Raw genomic sequence first — 23251 nt, 5'->3', positions numbered from 1 at the left:
AAGCCCGCGCGCAAGACGGGCTTTTTTTCGTCCCTCACCCCTGTAGCAGCCTCGCTTCAGCCAGCGCCAGATTTTCCGCCCCACCCAGCAGCACCACCACATCCCCGGCCATCAGCTTCATTTCCGGTGAAGGCTCCACGCCCCGGATACCCCTTCTGCGGATTGCCGTCACTTCCACCAGCAGGCTGCCCAGCCCCAGTTCAGCCAGCGTCTTGCCGATAGAAACAGCGTGGTCACCCAACGATACCGAGGAGAGGCGGGGTTGCTCGTGCTCTTCCAGGCTGCCCTCGGCATCGCTGCGGAAAACACCGCGAAACAGGCCATAGCGCTGCTCGCGCACTTCACGGATACGCCGCAGCACGTGGGAGAGCGGCACGCCAAGCAGCATCAGGGCATGGGAAGCCAGCATCAGCGAGCCCTCCAGCACTTCAGGCACCACTTCCGCCGCACCGGCCTGTTGCAGCCGTTCCAGATCGGAATCGTCCAGGGTGCGCACCACAACGGGCAAGTCCGGGCGCAACTCGTGCACCTGGTGCAGCACCTTGAGAGCGGAAGCCGTGTCGGCGTAGGAAATCACCACCGCGCGCGCGCGCTGCAAACCCGCAGCCATCAGCACCTCGCGCCGGCTGGCATCCCCATAAACCACATTCTCGCCTGCGGCGGCGGCCGCGCGCACGCGCTGCGGGTCAAGATCCAGGGCAAAGAAGGGAATTTCTTCCAGCTCGAGGAAGCGAGAAAGATTCTGCCCGCTGCGCCCATAACCGCAGACGATCACATGCCCTTCCTTGCCCGCGCTTTTGACCACGATTTCATGCAGTTCCAGTGCGCGGTAATTCCAGTCGTTGCGGCACAGGCGTGTCACGATCGCGGCGCTGTGTTGCAGAAGAAAAGGCGCTACAACCATGGAAAGCAGCATCGCCGCCAGGATAATCTGTGCGACTTGCGGAGGCACCAGCCCCCCCCCATTGGCGAGGGCCATCAGGACAAAACCGAATTCTCCCGCCTGGGCCAGGAACAGCCCGGTCCTGAGCGACACACTGGTGTCGTGACCAAAGAGGCGGCTTAGCAGGGTGACGATCGCCCCTTTACCCACGACCAGAATCAATAGTGAAAGCACCACCCAGCCCAGATTCACCGCGACAACCGTCATATCCAGCAACATCCCGACAGTGACGAAGAACAGCCCCAGCAAGACATCGCGGAAAGGCTGGATATCTGCTTCCACCTGGTAGCGGTATTCCGTTTCGGAAATCAGCATTCCCGCCAGAAACGCCCCCAGCGCGAGAGAAAGCCCGGCCAGACCGGTCAGATAAGCCAGCCCGAGCGTCACCAGCAACACATTGAGCATGAACAATTCGGGCGACTTGCGCCGCGCCACCCAGTGAAACCAGCGGCGCATCAGACGTTGCCCGAAATAGAGCAAACCGATCAGCAGCGCCAGTGCCTTGAGAAAAGCGGCTCCGACTGCTTCAGTCAGATCTCCGCCGCTGGCAGCCAAGGCCGGAATCAGAATCATCAGGGGCACCACCGCCAGATCCTGAAACAGCAACACGCCGATCACCAGCCGCCCATGACGTGACTGAAGCTCTAGCCGCTCGGCCATCATCTTGCTGACGATGGCCGTGGATGACAAGGCCAGCACACCTCCCAGCGCCACGCCCGCCTGCCAGGAAAGCCCGAGCAGCATGGCTGCTGCCACCACCAAACCCAGGGTCACCATCACCTGTGCGCCACCCAGGCCGAACACCACGCCGCGCATGGCTTTCAGTTGTGGCAGGCTGAATTCGAGCCCAATGCTGAACATCAGGAACACCACGCCGAATTCGGCCAGATAGCGGGTTTCTTCCGTATCGGAAATCCAGCCCAGAGCATGAGGGCCGGCCACCATGCCCACCAGCAGGTAAGCCAGCAGGGGAGGGAGGCGCAGGCTGCGGAACAGGGCTACCGCAAAGACGGCAGCGCCGAGCAGTACCAGCACGGCCTGAAGGGTGTTTGGAGCGTCATGCGGCATGAAACTTTAAAGTCCTCAAAAAGCGGCACAGCTTTATCCTGTGCGCGTTCGGCCTTATACTATCATGACTTTATTTATACGCCGGTTGGGCAACGCTCTCCGGCCAATCCTGATGACTTCACCCGAAAAAATTCTGGCCCTGGCTCGCCAGGTTCTGGCCATCGAAGCCGATGCCATCCATGCACTGAGCGCGCGCCTCGATCATAACTTCACCTGCGCGGTCGAATTGTGCCTGATCTGCAAGGGACGCATCATCGTCAGCGGCATGGGAAAATCGGGTCATATCGCAGGGAAAATCGCCTCCACCCTTGCCAGCACCGGCACACCGTCCTTCTTCGTACACCCCGGCGAAGCCAGCCATGGCGACCTGGGCATGATCACGCCGCAGGATGTGGTCATTGCCCTGTCCAATTCCGGCGAAAGCCCGGAGCTGGTGGCCATCGTTCCGCTGATCAAGCGTCTGGGCGCCAAACTCATCACCATGACCGGCAACCCCCAGTCCACCATGGCGCGCGAAGCCGATCTCCATCTCGATGCCAGCGTGACGCAGGAAGCCTGCCCGCTGGGACTGGCGCCGACCGCCAGCACCACTGCAACGCTGGCGCTGGGAGATGCGCTGGCAGTCGCGCTGCTGGATGCGCGCGGCTTCGGCAAGGAAGATTTTGCCCGCTCCCACCCTGGAGGGGCGCTTGGCCGCCGCCTGCTGGTGCATGTGCAGGATGTGATGCATCAGGGCGAAGCCTTGCCCAAAGTGCATGCCGATGCCAGCCTGAGTGAAGCACTGCTGGAAATGACCAAAAAAGGGCTGGGCATGACCGCGGTGGTGGACGCCAACGACCACATACTGGGCCTGTTCACCGATGGCGATCTGCGCCGTCACCTGGATTCTCCGCTGGATATCCGCGCCACCCCCATCCGCGAGGTGATGACCACCCAACCGCTCACCATCCTGCCAAACCGGCTGGCGGCGGAAGCGGTGCAATTCATGGAACAGCGCAAAATCAACGGATTGCTGGCCGCCGACGAATCGGGCCGGCTGGTGGGCGCCTTCAACATGCACGACCTGCTGCGCGCAGGCGTGGTTTAAGGGACGACACGATGCAAGCAGTTTACGAACTGGCGCGCAACATCAGGCTAATGATTTTTGATGTGGATGGCGTGCTCACCGATGGCAGCCTTTTTCTCGGCGATGACGGCCAGGAATACAAGGCATTCCACTCCCTCGATGGCCACGGCATCAAGATGCTTAAAAACAGCGGGGTGGAAATCGCCATCATCACCGGACGCACCTCGAAAGTCGTGACTCACCGGGCCCAAAATCTCGGCATCACCTACCTCTATCAAGGCGTACACGACAAGCTGGAAGCATTTCAGCACCTCACGGAGAAGCTGGGCATCCGCTTCGAGCAATGCGCATTCATGGGCGATGACGTGGTGGACCTGCCTGCCATGCGCCGCTGCGGGCTGTCGCTCACGGTGCCCCAGGCGCCGGACCGGGTGAAGCAACACGCTCATTACGTCACGCTCAAGGAGGGGGGGCGAGGCGCAGCACGTGAAGTCTGCGAACTGATCATGCAGGCGCAAGACACCCTGGAGGCGCAGTTATCCGTTTATCTCAAATAAGCGAACGCCTCTCGCTTTGGCTCCCTCTTGCGCTGCTGGGCCTGCTCGCCTTACTCACTTTTTGGCTCAACAGCACGGTTCAGGCACCATTGGAAAAGCGTGATGGCAGCACACGCCACGACCCGGACTACTGGGTGAAGAATTTCTTCGCCCGGCGCATGGGGCCGGACGGCCTGCCGCTGCATACCCTGGCTGCGGTCAAGCTGGAGCACTTCCCGGACGACGACACTACTCATCTGACCCGCCCGCATTTTATTGCCATGAGCGCGCAAAAGCCGCCGGTACACATCCAGGCCCAGCAAGGCCTGGTTTCCGGCAATGGCGAAGAGGTTTACCTTACCAGCCAGGTCGAGGTCCTCCGTGAAGCCGGCGCGGAAAAAGGCTGGTTGACGATCCACACGGACTACCTGCATATTACGCCGGACCAGGAAATTGCCCGCACCCATAAGGCAGTCACGATTAAAACCCCGGCCGCGCTCATCACCGCCACCGGAATGGAACTCAACAACCGCACCCAGGCCGTCAAACTGCTTTCGCGCGTAAAAGGGCATTATGAAAAACCCAAGATCTAGACTTGCAGCCGCCTTTGGATGCCTGTGTTTCCTGCTTCTCCCTACCTCAGGCCATGCTGAGCAGGCAGATCGCAGCAAGCCCATCAACCTGGAAGCGGACACCGTCAACCTCGACGACGCCAGCAAGGTCAGCATCTATCAGGGAAATGTACAACTGACTCAAGGCACCCTCTTGATTCGCGCTGACAAGCTGGTAGTCAAGGAAGACACAGCGGGCATGCAGCATGCTACTGCCTATGGCAATCCGGCCAGTTTCCGGCAAAAACGCGAAGGCACGAATGAATATATCGAAGGTTACGGGCTACGCATCGAATATGACGCCCGGGCCGAAAAGGCGGAGCTTTTCACCCAGGCCCGGATGAAGCGCAATCAGGACGAAGTGCGCGGCAATTACATTTCCTACGATGTCAAAACAGAATTCTTCCAGGTCGTCGGCGGCGGCAAGGAAGCAGCGGCGCCGGGCAAGGAGAAAGGACGCGTGCGCGCCATCATCCTGCCCAAACCCAAGGAAGGCGCCACAACGCCTGCGCCGCTCCCGTTGCGTGGCGCTGAAAATATTGCCAATCCGGGATCGGAATGAATTCCAAATGAGCGAGTTCACGGTTAGCAGCCTGAAAAAATGCTATAAATCCCGCACCGTCGTCAAGGATGTCTCCCTCAGCGTCCGCAGTGGCGAAGTAGTGGGATTGCTGGGCCCGAATGGCGCAGGAAAAACCACCAGCTTTTACATGATGGTGGGGCTGGTTCCCCTTGATGGCGGCAGTATCCGGCTGGACGGTAGCGAGTTGAGCCGCATGCCGATTCATCGTCGCGCCCGCCTGGGTCTTAGTTACCTGCCCCAGGAGGCCTCTATTTTTCGCAAGCTCACGGTGGCGGAGAATGTGGCCGCCATTCTTGAATTACGCGGTTTGAGCAGTGAGGAAGTGGCGCGGCAGACCGACGAATTGCTGCATGAACTGCATGTCCACCACCTGCGCGACAACCCCGCCCTGAGCCTGTCCGGCGGCGAACGGCGGCGGGTGGAAATCGCCCGTGCGCTGGCCTCTAACCCGCGCTTCATCCTGCTTGACGAGCCCTTTGCCGGCGTGGACCCCATCGCCGTGCTGGAAATCCAGAAAATCATCCGCTTTCTCTCCGAACGCGATATCGGCGTGCTGATCACCGACCACAATGTGCGCGAGACTCTCGGCATCTGCGATCACGCCTACATCATTAACGACGGCCTGGTTCTGGCCAGCGGCAAACCGGAGGAAATCGTTTATAATGAAGCCGTGAGAAAAGTATATCTCGGCGAACATTTCCGCCTATGACACGGCCCTGAGTTTCCACTTTCAGGAAACCAATTGCCCATGAAACAAAGCCTCCAGCTCAAGCTTTCCCAACACCTGGCCCTGACCCCGCAACTGCAGCAGTCAATACGATTGCTGCAGCTGTCCTCGCTGGAGCTTAACCAGGAGCTGGAGCAGTTCCTCGAGAACAACCCCCTGCTGGAACGCGTTGAACCGGATTCCGGCACCACCAGCACAGAAGAAGCCGGATCATTTGGCCCGGCCGGGCAGGAAACCGCAGTAGCGCCAGCGGAGGAAAGCGGCGAGCCGCCGCAGCAGGAAGACAGCTTCGCTGATGACCATGACATCTGGAATGAATCAGCCCCCTCCCACGGCATGCGCGATGACAATGACGAACCGGATTACCCGCAGCAAGATGCGGGCGTCACCAGCTTGCGCGATCATCTGAACTGGCAACTCAATCTTACCCAGCTTCCGCTGCGCGATCGCACCATTGTGTCGCTGATGATCGACGCGCTCAGTGATGACGGTTATCTGACGCAGAGCCTGGACGAGATTGCAGAAATGTTGCCCGCCGAGCTGGAGATCGACCCGCTGGAAATCGACACTGCCCTGAAACATTTGCAGAATTTCGAGCCGCTGGGTGTTGGCGCCCGTAACTTGGGTGAATGCCTGGCTCTGCAGCTTGAGGCCTTGCCGTCAGATACGCATTATCGCGATATTGCCCTGCGAATTACCCGGCAATATCTTGAACATTTGGCAAGCAGGGATTACAACAAGCTGAAAAAGCTGTTGCAGTGTGATGATGACAATCTACGTGGCGCGCAGCATCTTATCACTCATCTCAACCCCCGGCCGGGCTCGGTCTTCGCCGCCGCTGACACGCGCTACGTCGTGGCCGATGTCATCGTCAAAAAGATCAAAGGCATGTGGGTCGCCAGCCTGAACCGCGAGGCCATGCCCAAGCTGCGCGTCAACCGCATGTATGCCGATATTCTGAGCCGCAACCGGGAGGGTGGCGGACAGCAACTCGCCAGCCAGCTGCAGGAAGCGCGCTGGATGGTCAAGAACATCGAACAGCGCTTTGATACCATTCTGCGAGTATCACAAGCCATCGTGGATCGGCAGAAACACTTTTTCGAACATGGCGAAGTCGCCATGCGGCCCTTGGTGCTGCGCGAGATTGCGGAAGAAGTCGGCCTGCATGAATCCACGATATCCCGTGTCACCACGCAGAAGTACATGCTCACACCCAGAGGAATTTTCGAACTGAAATACTTCTTCGGCAGCCATGTGGCGACCGAAACCGGTGGCGCCTGCTCGGCCACCGCCATCCGCGCCCTGATCAAGCAACTGGTAGGGGCAGAAAACAGCAAGAAACCGCTCAGCGATACCCAGATTACTGAAATTCTGGCACAACAGGGTATCGTGGTCGCCCGCCGTACCGTTGCCAAATACCGCGAGGCATTACAAATCCCCGCAGTTTCACTACGCAAGTCTCTCTAACCCCAAGATTTTTATTACAAGGAGTATGAATCATGAACCTGACTATCACCGGCCACCACGTAGATGTAACCCCTGCCATTCACGACTACGTCACCAGCAAGCTGGACAAAATTACCCGCCACTTCGATCAGGTCATTGACGTCAAGGTCATTCTGTCTGTCGAAAAACTTGTTCAAAAAGCAGAAGTAAGCGTCCACATGAGGGGAAATGACGTATTTGTACAGTCCGAAGATGCAGACATGTATGCCGCGATTGATTCCCTGGTGGACAAGCTGGATCGTCAGATCCTCAAGCACAAGGAAAAAAATGGCAACCACCACAGTGATGTAAAACACCAGGCTGCCGAGGAATAACAGTTGTCATTTGACGTCCGAGGTTAAGCCATGGAGCTCATCGCAAAAATACTCCCACCCGAGAATGTCATCGCGGAACTCGATGTGGGGAGCAAAAAACGGGCTTTCGAGCATGTCGGCGAAATGCTGGAACAAAGCCTGCATCTCGGCCGCAGCAAGATATTCGACAGCCTGTTCGCGCGCGAAAAACTGGGCTCTACCGGCCTCGGACATGGCATCGCCATTCCGCACGGGCGAATCAAGGGCCTGCAGGATACCCTGGGTGTATTTGTACACCTGAAAGAGCCGATCCCCTTCGATGCCCCGGACGGCGCGCCGGTGTCGCTGCTTTTCGTGCTGCTGGTGCCGGAACAGGCGACCGATCTGCACCTGCAGATTCTGGGTGAATTGGCTCACATGTTCAGCGACCACCATTTGCGCGAGCAACTGAATGCCAGCCGCGACCGCGAAACCCTGCACCACCTTCTCACCACCTGGGCGCCCCATGCCGCAAATAAGCGTTAATCAGCTTTTTGCGGACAAGGGCGACAAGCTCGGCCTGGCGTGGGTGGCCGGCAAAGGGGGCGGAAACAAGCTGCTGACCAGCGACACGGTACAGAAACTCTCACTGGCGCTGATCGGCTACCTCAATTTCGTGCATCCCAACCGCGTACAGGTACTGGGCTGCGCGGAAATGGATTACTTGCGCAGCCTGACGCCGGAAGCCCTGAACCAGTCCGTCAACAATCTGTTCAGCACCGAGCTGGCGGCAATCATTGTCGCCAACGGGGAAAGCGTGCCCCAATTGCTCAAGGAGGCGGCCGACCGCACCCTGACGCCGCTGTTCACCTCTCAGGAACAGAGTCCCGACATGATGAACGTACTGCGCCATTACCTGGCGCAAGTGCTGGCAGAATCCACGGTGCGCCATGGCGTATTCATGGAAGTGCAGGGAATGGGCTTGCTGATTACCGGCGACAGCGCCGTGGGAAAAAGCGAGCTTGCGCTGGAACTGATTACGCGCGGCCACCGCCTGGTGGCAGACGATGTGGTGGAGTTCTACCAGGTATCTCCCGACACCCTTGAAGGCCGCTGCCCGGTCATGCTGCAAGACTTTCTCGAAGTGCGCGGACTCGGTGTGCTGGATATCCGCGCGCTGTTCGGAGAAAACGCGGTCAAGCTGAAAAAGAATCTCCGGCTGATCGTGCATCTGGAAAAATTGACTGAAAAAACCATGTCCCTGGACCGATTGCAGATCGATGCCTACTCGCAGCAGATTCTCGACACCACCATCCCCGAAGTACGCATCCCGGTGGCGGCTGGCCGCAATATCGCGGTGCTGGTCGAAGTTGCGGCGCGCAATCACATCCTGCAACTGCGCGGCATCAATAGCACCCAGCAGTTCATTGAGCGCCATGACCGCATGATGGCCGAAGACAAGTTCGCCAACTGACGCCCATGCAACTCATCCTGGTCAGCGGCTTATCCGGTTCGGGTAAAAGCATCGCCCTCAATGTTCTCGAGGACAGCAGTTATTTTTGCGTCGACAACCTTCCTCTGCCACTGCTCACCGAGACTGCCCACTACCTGCTTGACAGCGGCGTCAAGCAGGCCGCGATCAGCGTCGATTCACGCAGCAGCAGCGACCTCAACCAGCTGCCGCAGAGCATCACAAATTTACGCCAGAAAGGGCTGGACGTGCGCGTGCTGTTCCTGGAAGCCAAGACCGATGAACTGGTCAAACGCTTCAGCGAAACCAGGCGCCGCCACCCCCTGAGCGATCAGGGCCGCACACTCACGGAATGCATCGAACGTGAACAGGAACAGCTTGAGGCAGTCAGTGACCTCGGCCACCGCATGGATACCAGCGAAATATCGCCCAACACCCTGCGTGCCTGGATCAAGGATTTCATTAAGCTCGACCGCTCCCGGCTGACACTGTTGTTCCAGTCATTCGGCTTCAAGCATGGCATACCGCTGGACGCCGATTTCGTGTTCGATGTCCGCTGTCTTCCCAACCCGCATTACGATCCGGTCCTGCGCCCGCTCACCGGCAAGGATGCGGAGGTCCGGACATTTTTGCAGAAAGACCCCATGGTGCAAAAAATGCTGGGCGACATCAGCCGCTTCGCGGCCGACTGGCTGCCCTGTTTCATTCGCGACAATCGCAGTTATTTAACCATTGCCCTGGGGTGCACGGGCGGACAGCACCGTTCTGTATTCTTTGCAGAAACGCTGGCCACCCAGTTCACCAGCGAGTATCAGGTGCTGATCAGGCATCGTGAGCTGACATGAACCGGGGGTTAAAAGCCGGGGACTGGCTGGCCATTCTCGCAGGCATGATGCTGGTTGCTTACCTGTTCCTGACATTTTGGGGTGGAAGCAAAGGCACCAGCCTGATCATTCGCAGTGGCGGCAAGATCGTGGAAGAAACGGATTTGACGCGCAACCGGAACTTTGAAATCAGCGGGCCGCTCGGCACCACGCTGATTACTGTCGAGAATCATCGTGTCCGCGTCGCCAGCGACCCCAGCCCGCGTCAATACTGCGTCAAACAGGGCTGGATCTCACGTGCGGGAGAAGCCGCCCTGTGCCTTCCCAACCAGGTCAGCGTGGAACTGCTCGGTGCTGCCAGACATTATGACTCACTCAGTTATTAAGCTTCCTGCCAGCCAGGAAGATCACCGTATTGCGCGCATGGCCGCATTCGCCATCGGGCTGTCTCTGGCGGAAGCCGCACTACCCTCGCCACTGCCCGGTATCAAGCCCGGCCTGGCCAACATCATCACGCTACTGGTGTTGCAACGCTTCGGCTGGCGTGCGGCTGCCTGGGTTTCCCTGCTGCGCGTCATGGCCGGAAGTCTTCTGCTTGGCACATTTCTCACGCCTGGTTTTGTCCTGAGCTTTTCTGGCGCGCTGATCAGCCTGCTCGTGCTGGGGGCCGCATGCAAGCTGCCTTCCGACACTTTCGGGCCGGTCACCCATAGCATCCTGGCCGCATTCGCCCATATTGCCGCACAACTGGGCGTGGTCTATTTCTGGCTTATCCCGCATGCCGGTGTGCTTTATCTGGCACCGGTATTTGCCGCTGCGGCACTGCTGTTCGGCATCGTCAACGGACTGATTGCGGTCCGCCTCCTTGACGAGCCGCGCCATCCGCCTTTACCGATACAGACATGAAACCAGCCGTTCTGATCTTCCTGCTGCTGCTGAGCCTGCCCGCCACTGCGGCGGACTGGATCAGGGTCCGCCCGCTGGCGGAAGGCGACCAGTATTTTTACGACCGCTCCAAGCTTTACATCAATGGCGATGAAATCACCTACTGGAAGAAGGTGGCATTCAGAAAACCGGCAACGGTAAAGGGCCAGGCTGCTGTGAGTGGCCTTTATCGTGAACGCATTCACTGCGCCGAACACACGCTGAAGCTGATCAGTTACCTGCTTTATGCTGGCGATGGCAACACCATCGAGTATATCGCCAGTCACGAAGGTGAATCCGCCCCCATCATTCCCGACACGGTAGGAGATGTCTTCGAAAAGACCGTATGCGAACTGGTGCGGCAAAAGCAGGAAGCCACGCGGCGAAAAGCGGTAGATGAGGCCGGGGAAGCCGAAAGCGGCAAAGTAAAGCCGGCTCCACTGCCTGGGAAGTCAGGCGAAGATTCCACGCCGCCAGCAGAAAAGGCGGTGCTACCGGATCAAGCGGAAAAGGCGGCCATTCCAGCGGCTTCCCCTCCTCCTGCGGTGGTGAATTAGGCTTTCTCGTGGTTTAATCTCGAACAATGAATCCTGCCCAGACCATCACCCTTGCATTCACCGGCGCATCCGGCATGCCCTACGCCATGCGCCTGCTGGAATCCCTGCTGGCCGCGGACAAAACAGTCTACCTGCTCTACTCACAGGCAGCGCAAATCGTGGCTCAGCAGGAAATGGGGCTCACTCTCCCTTCCAGCAGCCGCGAGGTTCAACATCTGTTGCGCGAACAACACCAGCACTTACCCGGCAAACTCCTGGTTTTCGGTCGCGACGAATGGTTCGCGCCCATCGCATCCGGCACCAGCGTTGCTGACGCCATGGTGGTGTGCCCCTGCACCATGGGCACCCTGGCGGCCATTGCCGCGGGCATGAGCGACAACCTGATCGAACGTGCCGCTGACGTCAGCCTGAAAGAACAGCGCAAGCTGATCCTGGTACCCCGGGAGACGCCGTTTTCCGCCATTCACCTCGAGAACATGCTCAAACTGGCACGCCTCGGCACCGTCATCTTGCCAGCGAATCCTGGCTTTTATCACCATCCCGCCAGCGTGCAGGATCTGGTGGATTTCGTGGTGGCGCGCATTCTTGACCAGCTCAATATCCCCCATCAGCTCATGCAGCGTTGGGGAGAATCCCTCCCCTGAGCTACCCCGAACATGGCCGGGGATGGTTACTTACTTGCCCGTCCCATACAAATGATGTGCAAACTGGGCGAAATCATTGCTCACCTTGCGGAACAAGCGGTCAAGATTGATCAGGGCATGTTCCACCAAGTTGATGGCGATAAAGGGATGTTCCACTTTCATACGCTTATACATGGCACGAGAGAGGCGCAACACCTGAGTGTCCGGGGCGCGCGCAACCAGCCTCACGGAACGGGGCTTGCGATCGAAGAACGACATGATGCCAAGCATTTCTCCCGGCCCCTCGCGCACGATCTCGTATTCCTTTTTCTTTTCTGCCACCACCAGCGCAATTTCACCCTGCACAACCAGATAGAGCGCCTCACCCACCTCGCCGATATCCGCCAGGATATCGCCTTCATTAAACTGGCGCAGTGTCAGATATTTAAGCAAGGTCTTGATTTCTGAAGTTTTGAGTGGCTGGCATAGGTACTGACGAGCCAAGAACACCGCGAGGTCCGGGTTCTGTTTCTTTTTGTTTCCCTTGATGCGCGCCGGTTTTTCAACCTTGCTCGGCATTGCGGCTCCTTGTGCTTGATTCGTGGGTGACGGCAGGCGAGAATGATGTCAGTCCAACCATCTAGAGATTGCCATGAAATTGTTGTGGATACTTGCTTCAGCAAGTTTGGTCCTGGCTGCCTGCGGCGAGGAACAAAAACCCTACCAGCCGCCGACACCCAAGACCCCTGCCTCTACCCTGTTCCAGTCTGAGCGTCAGGCGCTGGACAAAGCCAAGGGAGTCGAGCAAACAACAGAAGAGCACGCCCGCATGCTGGAACAAAAATCCAGAGAACAATAAAATTCATTTTCATCGTACGGCAGTAGAATCGCCTTACCCATCATCACTGCCTGCGGCGACTCCTGGCGCCCTGCATGAAGTCACCCGCACCCGGCCTGAGAGAAGCTTTGCCTCACCATGAAAGACTTCCACATTCAGACGGCTTTCGATTAAGACAAGATCGGATTTGCCCATCTTGGCTCAGTGGTTAGTGGCAACCGCCTCCACCTCCACCGCAACCACCGCAACCGCCGCTGGATTTACCGCCACCGCTTCCGCAGGAAGAGCCGGCTGTGTCATTGGGATTAATGAATATGAACTGGAAATTACCAGGGCTCATTTCCACGAAATCCAGTATTGCTCCGCCAAGAAGCGCCTGGCTTTGCTTGGCCACCAGCAATTTAAGACCTTCTGATTCAATCAGCATGTCATCATCGGCCTGCTCATCGAATCCCATTCCATACTCGATAGCGCCTTCATAATCACGCTTCGCAGCAATTCTTAGCGCCATGCCTTCTGCGCCCGCCTGAGCGGCAGCGTTCTGAACTTGTAAAGCGGCTTCAGCAGTTATTTTTACCATGTCATTCTCCTTTGATTAATCCATACATACCTTGCTATTGTCCCGGGACTTAACTTCCCGGACAAACTCCACGAAGCGCTTCGCCCAATTGTAGCTATGGAGAGAGCGAAAGTGCGTGTAGCAGGCAAGCAGGTTCTTGTACACAATACCGTCATTTTTACCATCAATGCCGTGCCCACGCCGGACTTCAAACGCATATTTGAGGTCAGTTTCGACATTTTCCAGGCTCGAGTAGTGAAATTCATGAGCCAGCAACTCACGTCCGGGCTCTTCTCCCGGCCACTGGCATCTTCCTGTTGAACGCACGCGGACATAACCACGCCCCACCGGTTTGCCGTGCATAACCACGTCCGCCGGAATGACGCCAACCATTTTGCAGGTTTTGCCTTGCCATGACAAACTACGCGCCAGATACATCAATCCGCCACATTCAGCATAGACAGGCAATCCTGATTCGATTGCTGCATGTATTTGCTGACGTAGGCTGATGTTCTGTTCGAGCTGTTCCATGAACAACTCCGGGAAGCCGCCACCGATGAATAATCCGTCCAGTTGTTCCGGCAATTTCTCATCGTGAAGTGTATCGACATTGACAATCTCGGCTCCGGCAGCGCGCAGAGCCTGCAGGTCATCCGCGTAGTAAAAGCCAAAAGACTGATCCCGCGCGACACCTATCCGTAGTTTAAGCTCCGAAGGCACGGCAATATCCAGCGTGTCCAGCTTGAAAGCGACCGGTTCCAGAGCTGGGGCGCTTGCCGAAATTTTTATCAGGGAATCGAGATCAACCTGTCCACCTACCACCCGGCCTATCTCCTGAATATGCTTTAACGCTTCGCTGGACTCATTGCTGGGCATCAATCCAAGGTGCCGCTCGGTTATCTGCAAGCGGGAATCATGGTGAACGGCGCCCAGAACCGGAACATCGGTGTAGTGCTCAATCACCGCGCGCAGCTTGCTTTCATGCCTTGCGCCACCCAGATTATTGAGAATTACGCCCGCAATGCGGATGTCAGGATCAAAAGCCTGATAACCCAGGATCAGCGGCGCTATTCCACGCGTCATGCCGCGCGCATCAATGACCAGCACCACAGGCGCATGCAGCAATTCAGCCAGTGCGGCATTACTGTTGCTGCCATCAAGGTCAAGCCCGTCATACAGGCCCTTGTTCCCTTCGATCAGGCTCAGATCGGCCCCGACAGCGTATTGCTGGACCGTGGCAACAATCTCTTCGCGCGCCATCAGGTAAAAATCCAGATTGCGGCACGGACGTCCACTTGCAGCGCCTAGCCACATCGGATCAATGTAATCCGGGCCTTTCTTGAAAGGCTGGATATTGAGACCACGTTGCGTGAGGGCAGAACACAGGCCAATACTGACGGTTGTTTTGCCGGAGGATTTGTGAGCCGCAGAGATTAGCAGGCGTGACATGGATCTAAGCAACTCCAGAAACGATTAACCCGAAGTAGCTGCATGGCAAGAGGCTATTCATATAGCTTCCATTACCTGCAGCCTACTTCGGGTTATGCCGGCAATTCGGCGTTTAGTCGGTGGCAGCCACCTTGCTGGAATGATGTGCATCATCCCGTGGCAAAAAATTAAGCACTCGTACCGCAATGGTAGTGATCAGCAACGCAATTCCCAATCCTCCCAGGCCAAGCAGGAATTCAGGCAGTGTTGGGCTGTAGTGCTGAATAGCGCCGTCAAAGAATGAGCTGCTTACCTGCATTCCCGGAAATATATCGAGCGGAAATGCCTGTCCACCGATAAGAAGAACATACAGCTGCGCAAATCCACCCAGAATAATCAATGAAGACGCCAGGAGCACCGTTTTCAGCTTGGCGCCAATGGTGGGGTGCAGAAGCAGTCCAATCGGAATCAAGGTACCAATCAGAATATGTCCAACCCAGAATAGATTCGTGAACACCCCGCCATCAAGCAGTATGAATCTCTCGAAGCTGGCCTGCTTGGCGAAATAAAGATTTGTAAGATGGTAGACAATGGTGAAGTAGAGTACCGCTCCGGCAAATGTAGCCAGCAGATTCTTCATGCGGCGCAGAATCGCTGGGTCAAGCTTCATGCCATTCCATGCATACATGAAAGATTGGACCAGAATGAACACTGCCAGACCGAATGAAAATGACATGATAATGAACATGGGCGCGAGAATCGCTGAATTATATGCTTGCCGGGCGACCAGAAAACCAAAGATGGAGCCGGTTGCCGTGGTCAGTGCCAGACGCCAGATAAAAGCGGAGAAACCTGCATATTTCGAGTATGCATACATTTTCCGGTCCATCATGGTCCAGATATATATGGCCACGATGGCAAAAAAGCCGGTGTACAAAATCACATTGAGCGCAAAAATCGACTTGAAGTTGAAATGGGTCATCGCAACGATCAGACGATCCGGACGGCCTAGATCCAGCATCAGCACGGTCAGGCCGCCAGCCAGCAATGCAATGGCGAGAAGGCCGGAGAGTGGCGCACGAGCCTTGTAAACAGGTTTGCCAAACACGGAACCAATCGAAGCAATGTTAAGGACGCCCGATGCTGCGACGATCATGAAAATTGCAAACACATGAGGCAGGCCCCACACGATTTGGTTGTTCATCCCGGTCACGACGTGACCATGTGTTTCCATATAATGGGCAGCCCCCAGCCCAATCAGGGCAACCAGACCAAGCAAGCCGGCAAGCGCGTAAAAAGCACGCCCCTCAATTTTACGAAATGCGTCAATATTCATGTCGCTTATATTCCCTGATAACGAATGCCAACATTAAGGCCCAGATCAGCACGCACCTGAGTTGTCGCAAGCTTCGTAACACGTTTGGAAATTTCACTGTTCTGATCGTTCAGGTCCCCAAACAGGATTGCGTTATGCCCTGCTTCGGAACAGGCCTCGGCACAAGCTGGCTGCCCCCCTTTGTCAACACGGTGAACACACAGCGTGCAGGACTCCACACAGCCCTTGCCGCGTGGCACGTCGGGATTCTGATCATGCAATTCTTCATGCACGAAAGAACGCGCTTTGTATGGGCACGCCATCATGCAATACCGGCAGCCGATACAGATATGACGGTCCACCAAAACAATGCCGTCAGCGCGCTTGAAAGACGCGCCTGTCGGACATACGTCAACACATGGCGGATGCTCGCAGTGCTGGCACATCATGGGCAAACTGTGCGATTGTCCGTTGCGCAGGTCCTTGATTTCAACCTTGCGAATCCACTGAGAATCAGTTTCGCGGGAACCGGAGAAACCATTCTCCTTGCCACAGGCCGATACACAGTCATTGCATCCGCTTGCACACTTTCCAGTATCGATCAGCATGCCCCAGCGTACCTTGTTGGATGCTGCCTCTTCGGGAGCACGGCCATGGGCCAGATCAAACAAAGTGACGCCTGGTGCTATCGCCAGACCTGCCATGGCAGCGCCATAACCGATAAACTGGCGGCGGCTCCCGTCGCTCGGCTTATCATCATTGGTTTTGTCCACATTGTGACTCATTTACTTGCCCCGCCTGTGGTGTTGGGTTCTAAAGAAACAGCCTGCATTTCCTGCGGCATTTTTGCAGCCAGGCCAGACTCCGCCCCTGCTTTCATGCTCTGCTTGTCAATGGAGCGAAAAGCAGTGGCCGCCTTTGGCTTGCTTGAATGACATTCGAAGCAGTCCAGCTTAACCGCCGCGTATGAGTGACAACTCTGGCAGAATCCATCCTTCCCCAGCACGCTGTTTGTTTGCTTGTCAGCATGGCAGTCTATACAACCCTGAAGACTGAATTCTGTGGTACGAATACCCTTGCGCATGGTGTCGTTGCGCTGATGCTTGAGTACGTCCATGTGGTGACGCCTCATGTACGGCGTATCCTTCACGCATTTGTCGCCAGATGCCTCCGTATGAACAGGCATGGCCACACGACTGCCAGAAGAACCCACATGAGCATCCGCCGATGCCGTCGCGATGGAGCCAGCCGCCAGCAGAGTTACCAGCAAGGCCCTCCTCTGCCAACGCAGCATCGCGCGCAATTTTACCAGGCTGACCATTGTTTACTCACCCATACCCATTTTGATGTACCCAGTCGGACACACGTCTGCACAGATATGGCAGCCGATGCACTTGGAGTAGTCGGTATCAACATAGCGACCAGTAGTGGAGTCAGTACGCTTGACCTTGAACACAGCCACTTGCGGGCAATACACCACACAGTTGTCACATTCAAAGCACAAACCGCAGCTCATGCAACGCTTTGCTTCCGCCACGACCTGCTTGTCGTCGAGCTTCATTAAACGCTCTTCGAAATGGCCCAGTGCCTGCGCGGCATTCAGCGTGATGTGTTCCCGTTTGTTGCGCGCAACAAACGGGAAGTGGCCAAGGAACAATTCATTGGAAGGAATCACGTATTTGTCCGAGCGATCCTCGAAGTTATGCACTGCGTATTTTGCGCTATCTGTGCCACGAAGACCCAGATCGATGTCCTTGGCAAATTTTTCAGCCTTAACAAGTTCTTCCTTGTCGGCAGCTTTAAAGCCAGCAGGCGCATGTTCGGTTTCAACCAGTTTGCGCACCAGATCCCAGTGGTGCACATCGATCTTCGGCCGCTTGTCCTGTGCCTCACCCTTCAGATACACGTCGATGCTCTCAGCTGCAATGGAGCCATGGCCGATAGCAGTAGTCAGGAGATGAGGACGAATTACGTCGCCACCGACAAAGTAACCTTTCTTGTTCGGTACTTCGTAATTCTTGTTGGCGCTAATCAGGCCCTTACCGTTGTCAAAACCGTCAAAGCCAGTGAAATCGACAGCCTGGCCAATTGCAGAAACGATAAGATCAGCGGGAATATCCTTTTCCGTACCCGTCTTGATAATGGTTTCACCCTTAACGACTTCAAACTCGGCCACACGCAGCGCAGTAGCACGGCCATCAGCGCCTTTAATTACCGAAATCGGGGTCACGCCGCCAATAATTTCGATACCTTCGGCCAGCGCCTGTTCGATTTCATGCTTGTTGGCGTTCATCTTGTCGATAGCCGCACGCGAAACAAGAATAACCTCGGCTCCTTCGCGGGCAGAAACTGCGGCCACGTCGTGAGCAACCTGACCAGCAATGATATGCTCGGGACGGTCAGACTCGGTCGCCACTGTGATGTTACCCAGACGGCGGGCTACCGTAGCCACGTCGATTGAGGTATCGCCACCGCCAATCACCACCACGCGCTTGCCAACGTGTTGCAGACGGCCATCATTGAAGGCACGGAGGAAAGCCATTGCGTTCACGCAGTTGGCTGCATCAAAACCCGGGACTGGTAGCATGCGGCCAGATTGTGCGCCCATACCCAGGAAAATCGCGTCGTAATCTTTTTCCAGTTGCTCCAGCGTGACATCCACGCCAATCCGGGTATTCAATTTCACTTCAACGCCCAGATCAATAATGCGCTGGATTTCCGCATCAAGCACTTCACGTGGAGTACGGAAGCCTGGAATACCGTAGCGCATCATGCCACCCAGATGGGCATGGTCATCAAAAATCGTGCAGGCATGGCCTTTCATGCGCAACTGGTAAGCTGCCGACATGGAGGCAGGGCCGCCACCGATCAGCGCTACTTTTTTACCGGTGCTGGCGCCAGCCTGTGGCAGCGTCAGCTTGTTGGCAATCGCATAATCGCCGACAAAGTGCTCAACCGAGTTGATGCCCACAAAGTCATCGACCTGGTTACGGTTACAGCCGCTTTCGCATGGCGCCGGGCAAACACGGCCCATCACGGATGGAAATGGGTTAGCCTGGGTAATGCGCTGGAAAGCATAGGTCTGCCAGTTGCTATCTTTTGGCGGTTTTTCAATGCCACGTACAATATTGAGGTATCCGCGGATATCCTCACCTGCGGGGCAGCTGCCCTGGCATGGGGGGGTGGAAAGCACATATTCAGGGCACTTATGAGTCCAGCCTGCCTGGAAAAACTTGTCCTGCAGCTGACGCCAATCGTTTGTGTTCTGACCATCTTTGTAACGGCGGTAGTTCAGTTTCGTGTCTTTCATTTCTTCGGATGAGGCGGACATGTATGCAATCTCCTAATCTACAAATATTGAATGGCGTGCGTACTAATGACGCAAGCACTTTACGTAATAAAACTTATGCTTCGGACTCTTCAGCTTCAGATTCTTGTTCTGTCTCTTCCGGTACTTCAAGCAGAATGGCCGTGGCAACCAATTGGTGCACACCACCCACCATGCTCATATCAAAACCGTAGTACGGTATCACCTTGCTAAACTGCGACTTGCAAATCGCACAGATCAGCGCCAGGAAATTGACCTGCTTGGCCTTCACCACATTATTGAAAGCCTCCATTCTCGGCAGCGCGCCCTTGACACGAAGTTCCATCAGGTCGTCAGTCAGCAATCCACCACCACCACCGCAACAGAACGTTCCTTCATGAATGGTTTCAGCCTGCATGTCGTGAAAATTATTGGCCACGGCCTTGATGATTTCACGCGGAATAACAAACTGTCCACCGGGCATGTCACTCATACGTGAACCGCGAGCAACGTTACAGGAATCATGAAATGTAATCGTGCGATGATCATTTAACGATTTGTCGAATTTCAACTTACCCTGCTGAATCAGGTCGTAAGTAAATTCGCAAATATGCTGCGGTGCGGGGTATTTTGGATCAAGTTGTTGCTGCAATTGTCTTGCAAAAGGATCTTCACCGCCATGGCCGACACCGGTAAGAGTATTCCAGAAGCTGTAAGCAACACGCCAGGCGTGGCCGCATTCACCGACTACAATCCGCTTCACGCCAAGATCCAGAGCAGCATCACGAATACGCATCGCACCTCGACGCATGTTATCGTAACTGCCGATGAACAAGCCAAAATTGCCTGCTTCGGACGCCTTTGAACTCAACGTCCAACTGATGCCGGCTGCGTGGAATACCTTCGCATAACCAATCAGACTTTCCACATGAGGCTCGGCAAAAAAATCAGCCGATGGGGTTACCAGCATGATTTCAGCGCCTTTTGCATCGAGCGGTAATTTTACTGGCACACCCGTGGCGTCGAATATATCTTCTTCCAGTCCTTCCAGGGTATCTGCCAGAGCAGGGCCAGGCAGACCCAGGTTGTTACCTATCTTATGCATTTTACCAATAATTTCATTGGTATATTTTTGACCGATACCAACAGTATCCAGAATCTCGCGACCAGCCATCGTGACTTCGGCGGTATCAATTCCATAGGGGCAATATACCGAGCAACGACGGCATTCGGAGCACTGGTAATAATAACTGTACCAGTCCTGCAAGAGCTCTTCTGTCAGATCTTTCGCCCCGACCAGCGAGGGAAAGTATTTTCCCGCAAAGGTAAAATGACGGCGGTAAACACTACGCATCAATTCCTGGCGGGCAACCGGCATATTCTTCGGATCAGCGGTGCCAATAAAGTAATGGCACTTGTCGGTGCAGGCGCCACAATGCACACATGCATCCATGAAAACCTGGAGCGAGCGGTACCTTCCAAGCAGATCACCCATCTTGGCGATGGCCTTATCGTGCCAACCCTCCGGCAAAGGTCCAGGAAAGCCAATGCCCTCCTGAATGACATCAGAGGCAGGAAATGATTTGATATGTGCAGACGCACCCTCTTTAACTGAAGGCACATCAATAAATCCCGTCAGCTTTGGCACATCAAATTTTGGAGCTGCCACTATTCCTCCTGCTTACTTTTGTAGTTAATGCTTGTTTCTTTAAAACCGAGCCACTAGCAAATTATGCATCGGACCTGGATTGCGCACTGGATTCCAGCTTGGCAGCCCACGGTGAAATATGGCGCCGGTCTCTTGGATCATCCGTCTGATTGCGAGTTGGGCTGAAGAAAATGCCCGGCGCATGCAGAAGTTTGCTGATCGGAAAAATTGTCATTAACAAGGCCACTAGCGTGAGATGCACCAGCAACACCGGATCTGCTGGCAGTGGCTGCAAATCAAACACCATCAAGCCGAGCATGAACGCCTTGACCGCGACGATATCTGTGTGTGCAACAAACTTCATTCCAAGACCAGTAAGGCCGATTGCAATCAACAAAATGAGCATCAGATGATCCGAAGGTGTCGAGATATAACGCACCCGATCCACCAGAAAACGCCTTGCCCAAAGTCCACCTAATCCGGCGACCATGGCAAATCCGGCGTACATTCCGAATGGCTGGATCATTTCAATCGGTGCCCATACAGGTTCTGTAAAATAGCGAAGGTGGCGCAAGGTAACCAACAGAAGCGATATATGGAACAGATAGCCAAACAGCCAAATCCATTTATTGGACTTGAAGAGGCTCTCAAACAAAGTCACTTCGCGTGTCATACGCAAAACCACGCCAGTCTTGGTCGTAGGCGCTGGAGTAGTTGGAATCTTCAAAGGCGCTGGCGTGCGCGCATAAGTACGGATCTTGAGAATCAACCCGCCCACCAAAATCGCGGTGGCTGCGTAAAACAGGCACGCAAACAGTACGGTCAGAAGCGACATGTACATCCCCTGGAGTAGTTCGATCAACAAGCTTGGCTTGTTGCAGTTATTCTTGGGAGCTTCGAACGTAACCCCCATGCTTTGGCATGGAGGTTACGGCCAAAAACTCGCCTTGCTTTATACTTAGATGCAACCGGTCGGCTTAGGCAGGCCGGCAATTTTACAAGCCTGCTTGGCGGGACCATATGGGAACAGTTCATACAGGTACTTGCTGTTGCCTTTTTCAGGCCCGAGTTTTTTACCGATCGCCTTAGTCAGAACACGTACAGCCGGTGCGATCTGATAATCGTTGTAGTACTCACGCAGGAAATTGATCACTTCCCAGTGCTGTTCAGTCATCTCTACTTTTTCTTCGATAGCCAGGTATTTGGCTGCTTCTTCATCCCACTCAGCCAGGTTTACCAGGTAACCTTCTTCATCTGTTTCATAAGTCTTACCGTTAATTTCGAAGCCCATGTGTTTCTCCTTATAATCAAATAATCAAAAAGCGTTGCTTTTACAGCCAAGACATCAAGGATTTGCTCTCTGCCACAAGGTCCACGAAGCCGTTGTAATCCACCTGCTTAACGCCGTCAATCACGGTATCCTGCATGCCGCGTGCCTCAAGGTCTGGCCAAAGAGCGCATACGGAGCAGTTCTTCATGGCCTCTTTTATCTGGCCCTCAACTTTGTTGCCCTTGGTCACGGCATAGATAGCATCTTCGATGAGAAGAATGGTGCTACCCGGCTTGACCATACGCAAGGCGCTTTCGAGAGAGTTTCTGTCCAGCGGCGATTTATTCACGATGTGCAACATCTGCATCCCCCTCCTAGAAACTAAGAACCACGTCTTGCTCTTCGAGCAGCGCAGCCATTTCATCGGCAGCCAGCACTTCCACGTCAACGATAAGATCGTCGGCGGTCAGGCCACGGGCCTCCATTGATTCCTTTTCGACATACAACTTCTCGATGTCGTAGCCCTCGAGAGCGCGGTAGGTCGGAGAGAAATTTTTCATCCCCACTGCCTTGGTTGCCTGCCCTTTTTTGAGCTGGTAAACACCATCATCCGCAAACACCAGGCTGACATCCTGATCGAAAGCGGCGCTGATCAGCACCACTTCCAGCGACTCCAATGCGTAGATCGTTCCGTATGGCGCCTTACGATTGATGAAGGCGAATTTTTTTACGGTACCGGACATGTCTTCTTCCATTTCGATACCTCCCGTGCTTTCACTCATAAATTTACTCCTAACTTAATCGCCAAAGGTCACGAGGCGATCTGAGCGGATACCAGACTCAACCAACTGTCCCAATCCGGAAATCCGGAATCCGGCAGCCAGATTGTCATTGACAATACCGCGGCGCAGCGCAGCAGCCACACACACCACCAAATCCACGTTATGCTCTTCAGCCAACTTACTCCAGCGCTGAACAATATTACGGTCGTCTGCCGGCGGTTCGGTTAGTTTGGTCGCGTTATTCACACCATCATGGTAAAAAAACACGCGGTCTATCTCGTGCCCCTTCTCAATCGCAGCCTTGCAAAACTGATAGGCCGAATCTGAAGACTGATGATTGTAGGGACCTTCATTTATCAAAATTCCGAATTTCATCCCTGAATGTCCTGTATC

Annotated in this window: 29 protein-coding genes; 15 read left to right on the top strand and 14 right to left on the bottom strand. The window is 55.3% G+C overall.

Annotated elements, in window-relative coordinates; translation table 11 throughout:
* Positions 1-34 precede the first annotated feature (34 nt).
* Positions 35-2011, bottom strand: coding sequence for a monovalent cation:proton antiporter-2 (CPA2) family protein (locus WC392_06030; GenBank protein MFA5241923.1), 1977 nt, complete (start codon positions 2009-2011; stop codon positions 35-37).
* A 112-nt stretch (positions 2012-2123) separates the two neighbouring features.
* Between WC392_06030 and WC392_06025 the strand changes: the two genes are divergently transcribed.
* Genes WC392_06025 through WC392_05960 form a run of 14 tightly spaced genes read left to right on the top strand, consistent with a single transcriptional unit; the run spans position 2124 to position 11732 of the window.
* On the top strand, positions 2124-3098 hold the full coding sequence (locus WC392_06025) for a KpsF/GutQ family sugar-phosphate isomerase (GenBank protein ID MFA5241922.1): 975 nt from the start codon (positions 2124-2126) through the stop codon (positions 3096-3098).
* Between the two features lie 11 nt (positions 3099-3109).
* Positions 3110-3634 (top strand): 3-deoxy-manno-octulosonate-8-phosphatase KdsC, encoded by a 525-nt coding sequence (gene kdsC / locus WC392_06020; protein MFA5241921.1) that lies wholly within the window; start codon positions 3110-3112, stop codon positions 3632-3634.
* Positions 3571-4206 (top strand): LPS export ABC transporter periplasmic protein LptC, encoded by a 636-nt coding sequence (gene lptC / locus WC392_06015; GenBank protein ID MFA5241920.1) that lies wholly within the window; start codon positions 3571-3573, stop codon positions 4204-4206. The genes kdsC and lptC overlap by 64 nt, the downstream gene beginning before the upstream one ends.
* Positions 4187-4786: a lipopolysaccharide transport periplasmic protein LptA gene (gene lptA / locus WC392_06010; protein ID MFA5241919.1), complete on the top strand. Its 600-nt coding sequence runs from the start codon at positions 4187-4189 to the stop codon at positions 4784-4786. The genes lptC and lptA overlap by 20 nt, the downstream gene beginning before the upstream one ends.
* Positions 4787-4793: 7 nt before the next feature.
* Entirely contained in the window at positions 4794-5516 is a 723-nt protein-coding gene (gene lptB, locus WC392_06005) for an LPS export ABC transporter ATP-binding protein (GenBank protein MFA5241918.1), read from the top strand.
* Between the two features lie 39 nt (positions 5517-5555).
* A complete protein-coding gene (locus WC392_06000; protein MFA5241917.1) occupies positions 5556-7001 on the top strand; it encodes an RNA polymerase factor sigma-54 in 1446 nt (481 codons plus the stop codon).
* 32 nt (positions 7002-7033) lie between these two features.
* On the top strand, positions 7034-7354 hold the full coding sequence (raiA, locus tag WC392_05995) for a ribosome-associated translation inhibitor RaiA (protein ID MFA5241916.1): 321 nt from the start codon (positions 7034-7036) through the stop codon (positions 7352-7354).
* A gap of 30 nt (positions 7355-7384) precedes the next feature.
* Entirely contained in the window at positions 7385-7858 is a 474-nt protein-coding gene (gene ptsN, locus WC392_05990) for a PTS IIA-like nitrogen regulatory protein PtsN (protein ID MFA5241915.1), read from the top strand.
* A complete protein-coding gene (gene hprK / locus WC392_05985; protein ID MFA5241914.1) occupies positions 7839-8786 on the top strand; it encodes an HPr(Ser) kinase/phosphatase in 948 nt (315 codons plus the stop codon). The genes ptsN and hprK overlap by 20 nt, the downstream gene beginning before the upstream one ends.
* A gap of 5 nt (positions 8787-8791) precedes the next feature.
* Positions 8792-9628 carry an RNase adapter RapZ gene (gene rapZ / locus WC392_05980; protein ID MFA5241913.1) on the top strand — a complete coding sequence of 279 codons (837 nt, stop codon included), beginning with the start codon at positions 8792-8794 and terminating at the stop codon, positions 9626-9628.
* Complete coding sequence (locus tag WC392_05975) at positions 9625-9993, top strand: NusG domain II-containing protein (protein ID MFA5241912.1); 369 nt, start codon at positions 9625-9627, stop codon at positions 9991-9993. Before rapZ ends, WC392_05975 begins: the two co-directional genes overlap by 4 nt.
* A complete protein-coding gene (locus WC392_05970; protein MFA5241911.1) occupies positions 9974-10513 on the top strand; it encodes a Gx transporter family protein in 540 nt (179 codons plus the stop codon). The genes WC392_05975 and WC392_05970 overlap by 20 nt, the downstream gene beginning before the upstream one ends.
* Positions 10510-11088, top strand: a complete 579-nt coding sequence (locus tag WC392_05965) for a surface-adhesin E family protein (protein MFA5241910.1) — start codon at positions 10510-10512, stop codon at positions 11086-11088. Before WC392_05970 ends, WC392_05965 begins: the two co-directional genes overlap by 4 nt.
* 26 nt (positions 11089-11114) lie before the next feature.
* Positions 11115-11732 carry a flavin prenyltransferase UbiX gene (locus WC392_05960; protein ID MFA5241909.1) on the top strand — a complete coding sequence of 206 codons (618 nt, stop codon included), beginning with the start codon at positions 11115-11117 and terminating at the stop codon, positions 11730-11732.
* Between the two features lie 30 nt (positions 11733-11762).
* On the opposite strand, the gene WC392_05955 is transcribed toward WC392_05960, so the two are convergent.
* Positions 11763-12290 carry a cyclic nucleotide-binding domain-containing protein gene (locus WC392_05955; GenBank protein MFA5241908.1) on the bottom strand — a complete coding sequence of 176 codons (528 nt, stop codon included), beginning with the start codon at positions 12288-12290 and terminating at the stop codon, positions 11763-11765.
* Positions 12291-12363: 73 nt separating this feature from the next.
* On the opposite strand from WC392_05955, the gene WC392_05950 reads away from it, so the two are divergent.
* Entirely contained in the window at positions 12364-12570 is a 207-nt protein-coding gene (locus WC392_05950; protein ID MFA5241907.1) for a hypothetical protein, read from the top strand.
* 187 nt (positions 12571-12757) lie between these two features.
* Here the strand turns inward: WC392_05950 and WC392_05945 are convergent, their stop codons facing one another.
* The 12 genes from WC392_05945 to tusD form a co-directional block, all read right to left on the bottom strand.
* Positions 12758-13129 carry an iron-sulfur cluster assembly accessory protein gene (locus WC392_05945; protein MFA5241906.1) on the bottom strand — a complete coding sequence of 124 codons (372 nt, stop codon included), beginning with the start codon at positions 13127-13129 and terminating at the stop codon, positions 12758-12760.
* 15 nt (positions 13130-13144) lie between these two features.
* Positions 13145-14557: a cobyrinate a,c-diamide synthase gene (locus tag WC392_05940; GenBank protein MFA5241905.1), complete on the bottom strand. Its 1413-nt coding sequence runs from the start codon at positions 14555-14557 to the stop codon at positions 13145-13147.
* A gap of 112 nt (positions 14558-14669) precedes the next feature.
* Positions 14670-15872, bottom strand: coding sequence for an NrfD/PsrC family molybdoenzyme membrane anchor subunit (gene nrfD / locus WC392_05935; protein MFA5241904.1), 1203 nt, complete (start codon positions 15870-15872; stop codon positions 14670-14672).
* A 5-nt stretch (positions 15873-15877) separates the two neighbouring features.
* Positions 15878-16624, bottom strand: a complete 747-nt coding sequence (locus WC392_05930; GenBank protein ID MFA5241903.1) for a 4Fe-4S dicluster domain-containing protein — start codon at positions 16622-16624, stop codon at positions 15878-15880.
* Positions 16625-16632: 8 nt separating this feature from the next.
* Entirely contained in the window at positions 16633-17172 is a 540-nt protein-coding gene (locus WC392_05925) for a hypothetical protein (protein ID MFA5241902.1), read from the bottom strand.
* Positions 17173-17175: 3 nt separating this feature from the next.
* The gene (locus WC392_05920; protein MFA5241901.1) at positions 17176-19182 is read right to left on the bottom strand and encodes an NAD(P)-binding protein; all 2007 of its coding nucleotides are present in this window, start codon (positions 19180-19182) and stop codon (positions 17176-17178) included.
* Between the two features lie 73 nt (positions 19183-19255).
* A complete protein-coding gene (locus WC392_05915) occupies positions 19256-20827 on the bottom strand; it encodes a 4Fe-4S dicluster domain-containing protein (protein ID MFA5241900.1) in 1572 nt (523 codons plus the stop codon).
* 61 nt (positions 20828-20888) lie between these two features.
* Positions 20889-21641: a respiratory nitrate reductase subunit gamma gene (locus tag WC392_05910; GenBank protein ID MFA5241899.1), complete on the bottom strand. Its 753-nt coding sequence runs from the start codon at positions 21639-21641 to the stop codon at positions 20889-20891.
* Between the two features lie 123 nt (positions 21642-21764).
* Positions 21765-22097: a TusE/DsrC/DsvC family sulfur relay protein gene (locus tag WC392_05905; GenBank protein MFA5241898.1), complete on the bottom strand. Its 333-nt coding sequence runs from the start codon at positions 22095-22097 to the stop codon at positions 21765-21767.
* 40 nt (positions 22098-22137) lie between these two features.
* The gene (gene tusB / locus WC392_05900) at positions 22138-22443 is read right to left on the bottom strand and encodes a sulfurtransferase complex subunit TusB (protein ID MFA5241897.1); all 306 of its coding nucleotides are present in this window, start codon (positions 22441-22443) and stop codon (positions 22138-22140) included.
* Between the two features lie 7 nt (positions 22444-22450).
* Positions 22451-22858, bottom strand: coding sequence for a sulfurtransferase complex subunit TusC (tusC, locus tag WC392_05895; GenBank protein MFA5241896.1), 408 nt, complete (start codon positions 22856-22858; stop codon positions 22451-22453).
* Between the two features lie 15 nt (positions 22859-22873).
* On the bottom strand, positions 22874-23233 hold the full coding sequence (gene tusD, locus WC392_05890) for a sulfurtransferase complex subunit TusD (protein ID MFA5241895.1): 360 nt from the start codon (positions 23231-23233) through the stop codon (positions 22874-22876).
* Positions 23234-23251 lie beyond the last annotated feature (18 nt).

The sequence above is a fragment of the Sulfuricella sp. genome, assembly GCA_041651995.1.
In the GTDB taxonomy this organism is placed as follows: domain Bacteria; phylum Pseudomonadota; class Gammaproteobacteria; order Burkholderiales; family Sulfuricellaceae; genus Sulfurimicrobium.
The sequence above is the reverse complement of the archived record's forward strand: the minus strand, read 5'-3'. Positions and strand labels throughout refer to the sequence as shown.

Excerpts from the sequence above, each read along its gene's own strand:
- WC392_05945 (MFA5241906.1), bottom strand. The coding sequence starts at position 13,129 with ATGGTAAAAATAACTGCTGAAGCCGCTTTACAAGTTCAGAACGCTGCC.
- tusD (MFA5241895.1), bottom strand. The coding sequence starts at position 23,233 with ATGAAATTCGGAATTTTGATAAATGAAGGTCCCTACAATCATCAGTCT.
- raiA (MFA5241916.1), top strand. The coding sequence starts at position 7,034 with ATGAACCTGACTATCACCGGCCACCACGTAGATGTAACCCCTGCCATT.
- WC392_05920 (MFA5241901.1), bottom strand. The coding sequence starts at position 19,182 with ATGTCCGCCTCATCCGAAGAAATGAAAGACACGAAACTGAACTACCGC.
- WC392_05975 (MFA5241912.1), top strand. The coding sequence starts at position 9,625 with ATGAACCGGGGGTTAAAAGCCGGGGACTGGCTGGCCATTCTCGCAGGC.
- WC392_05925 (MFA5241902.1), bottom strand. The coding sequence starts at position 17,172 with ATGGTCAGCCTGGTAAAATTGCGCGCGATGCTGCGTTGGCAGAGGAGG.
- tusC (MFA5241896.1), bottom strand. The coding sequence starts at position 22,858 with ATGAGTGAAAGCACGGGAGGTATCGAAATGGAAGAAGACATGTCCGGT.
- lptA (MFA5241919.1), top strand. The coding sequence starts at position 4,187 with ATGAAAAACCCAAGATCTAGACTTGCAGCCGCCTTTGGATGCCTGTGT.
- kdsC (MFA5241921.1), top strand. The coding sequence starts at position 3,110 with ATGCAAGCAGTTTACGAACTGGCGCGCAACATCAGGCTAATGATTTTT.
- WC392_05960 (MFA5241909.1), top strand. The coding sequence starts at position 11,115 with ATGAATCCTGCCCAGACCATCACCCTTGCATTCACCGGCGCATCCGGC.
- nrfD (MFA5241904.1), bottom strand. The coding sequence starts at position 15,872 with ATGAATATTGACGCATTTCGTAAAATTGAGGGGCGTGCTTTTTACGCG.
- WC392_05970 (MFA5241911.1), top strand. The coding sequence starts at position 9,974 with ATGACTCACTCAGTTATTAAGCTTCCTGCCAGCCAGGAAGATCACCGT.
- WC392_05955 (MFA5241908.1), bottom strand. The coding sequence starts at position 12,290 with ATGCCGAGCAAGGTTGAAAAACCGGCGCGCATCAAGGGAAACAAAAAG.
- WC392_05940 (MFA5241905.1), bottom strand. The coding sequence starts at position 14,557 with ATGTCACGCCTGCTAATCTCTGCGGCTCACAAATCCTCCGGCAAAACA.
- lptB (MFA5241918.1), top strand. The coding sequence starts at position 4,794 with ATGAGCGAGTTCACGGTTAGCAGCCTGAAAAAATGCTATAAATCCCGC.
- rapZ (MFA5241913.1), top strand. The coding sequence starts at position 8,792 with ATGCAACTCATCCTGGTCAGCGGCTTATCCGGTTCGGGTAAAAGCATC.
- WC392_05910 (MFA5241899.1), bottom strand. The coding sequence starts at position 21,641 with ATGTCGCTTCTGACCGTACTGTTTGCGTGCCTGTTTTACGCAGCCACC.
- WC392_06030 (MFA5241923.1), bottom strand. The coding sequence starts at position 2,011 with ATGCCGCATGACGCTCCAAACACCCTTCAGGCCGTGCTGGTACTGCTC.
- tusB (MFA5241897.1), bottom strand. The coding sequence starts at position 22,443 with ATGCAGATGTTGCACATCGTGAATAAATCGCCGCTGGACAGAAACTCT.
- WC392_05905 (MFA5241898.1), bottom strand. The coding sequence starts at position 22,097 with ATGGGCTTCGAAATTAACGGTAAGACTTATGAAACAGATGAAGAAGGT.
- WC392_06025 (MFA5241922.1), top strand. The coding sequence starts at position 2,124 with ATGACTTCACCCGAAAAAATTCTGGCCCTGGCTCGCCAGGTTCTGGCC.
- ptsN (MFA5241915.1), top strand. The coding sequence starts at position 7,385 with ATGGAGCTCATCGCAAAAATACTCCCACCCGAGAATGTCATCGCGGAA.
- WC392_05965 (MFA5241910.1), top strand. The coding sequence starts at position 10,510 with ATGAAACCAGCCGTTCTGATCTTCCTGCTGCTGCTGAGCCTGCCCGCC.
- WC392_05950 (MFA5241907.1), top strand. The coding sequence starts at position 12,364 with ATGAAATTGTTGTGGATACTTGCTTCAGCAAGTTTGGTCCTGGCTGCC.
- WC392_06000 (MFA5241917.1), top strand. The coding sequence starts at position 5,556 with ATGAAACAAAGCCTCCAGCTCAAGCTTTCCCAACACCTGGCCCTGACC.
- hprK (MFA5241914.1), top strand. The coding sequence starts at position 7,839 with ATGCCGCAAATAAGCGTTAATCAGCTTTTTGCGGACAAGGGCGACAAG.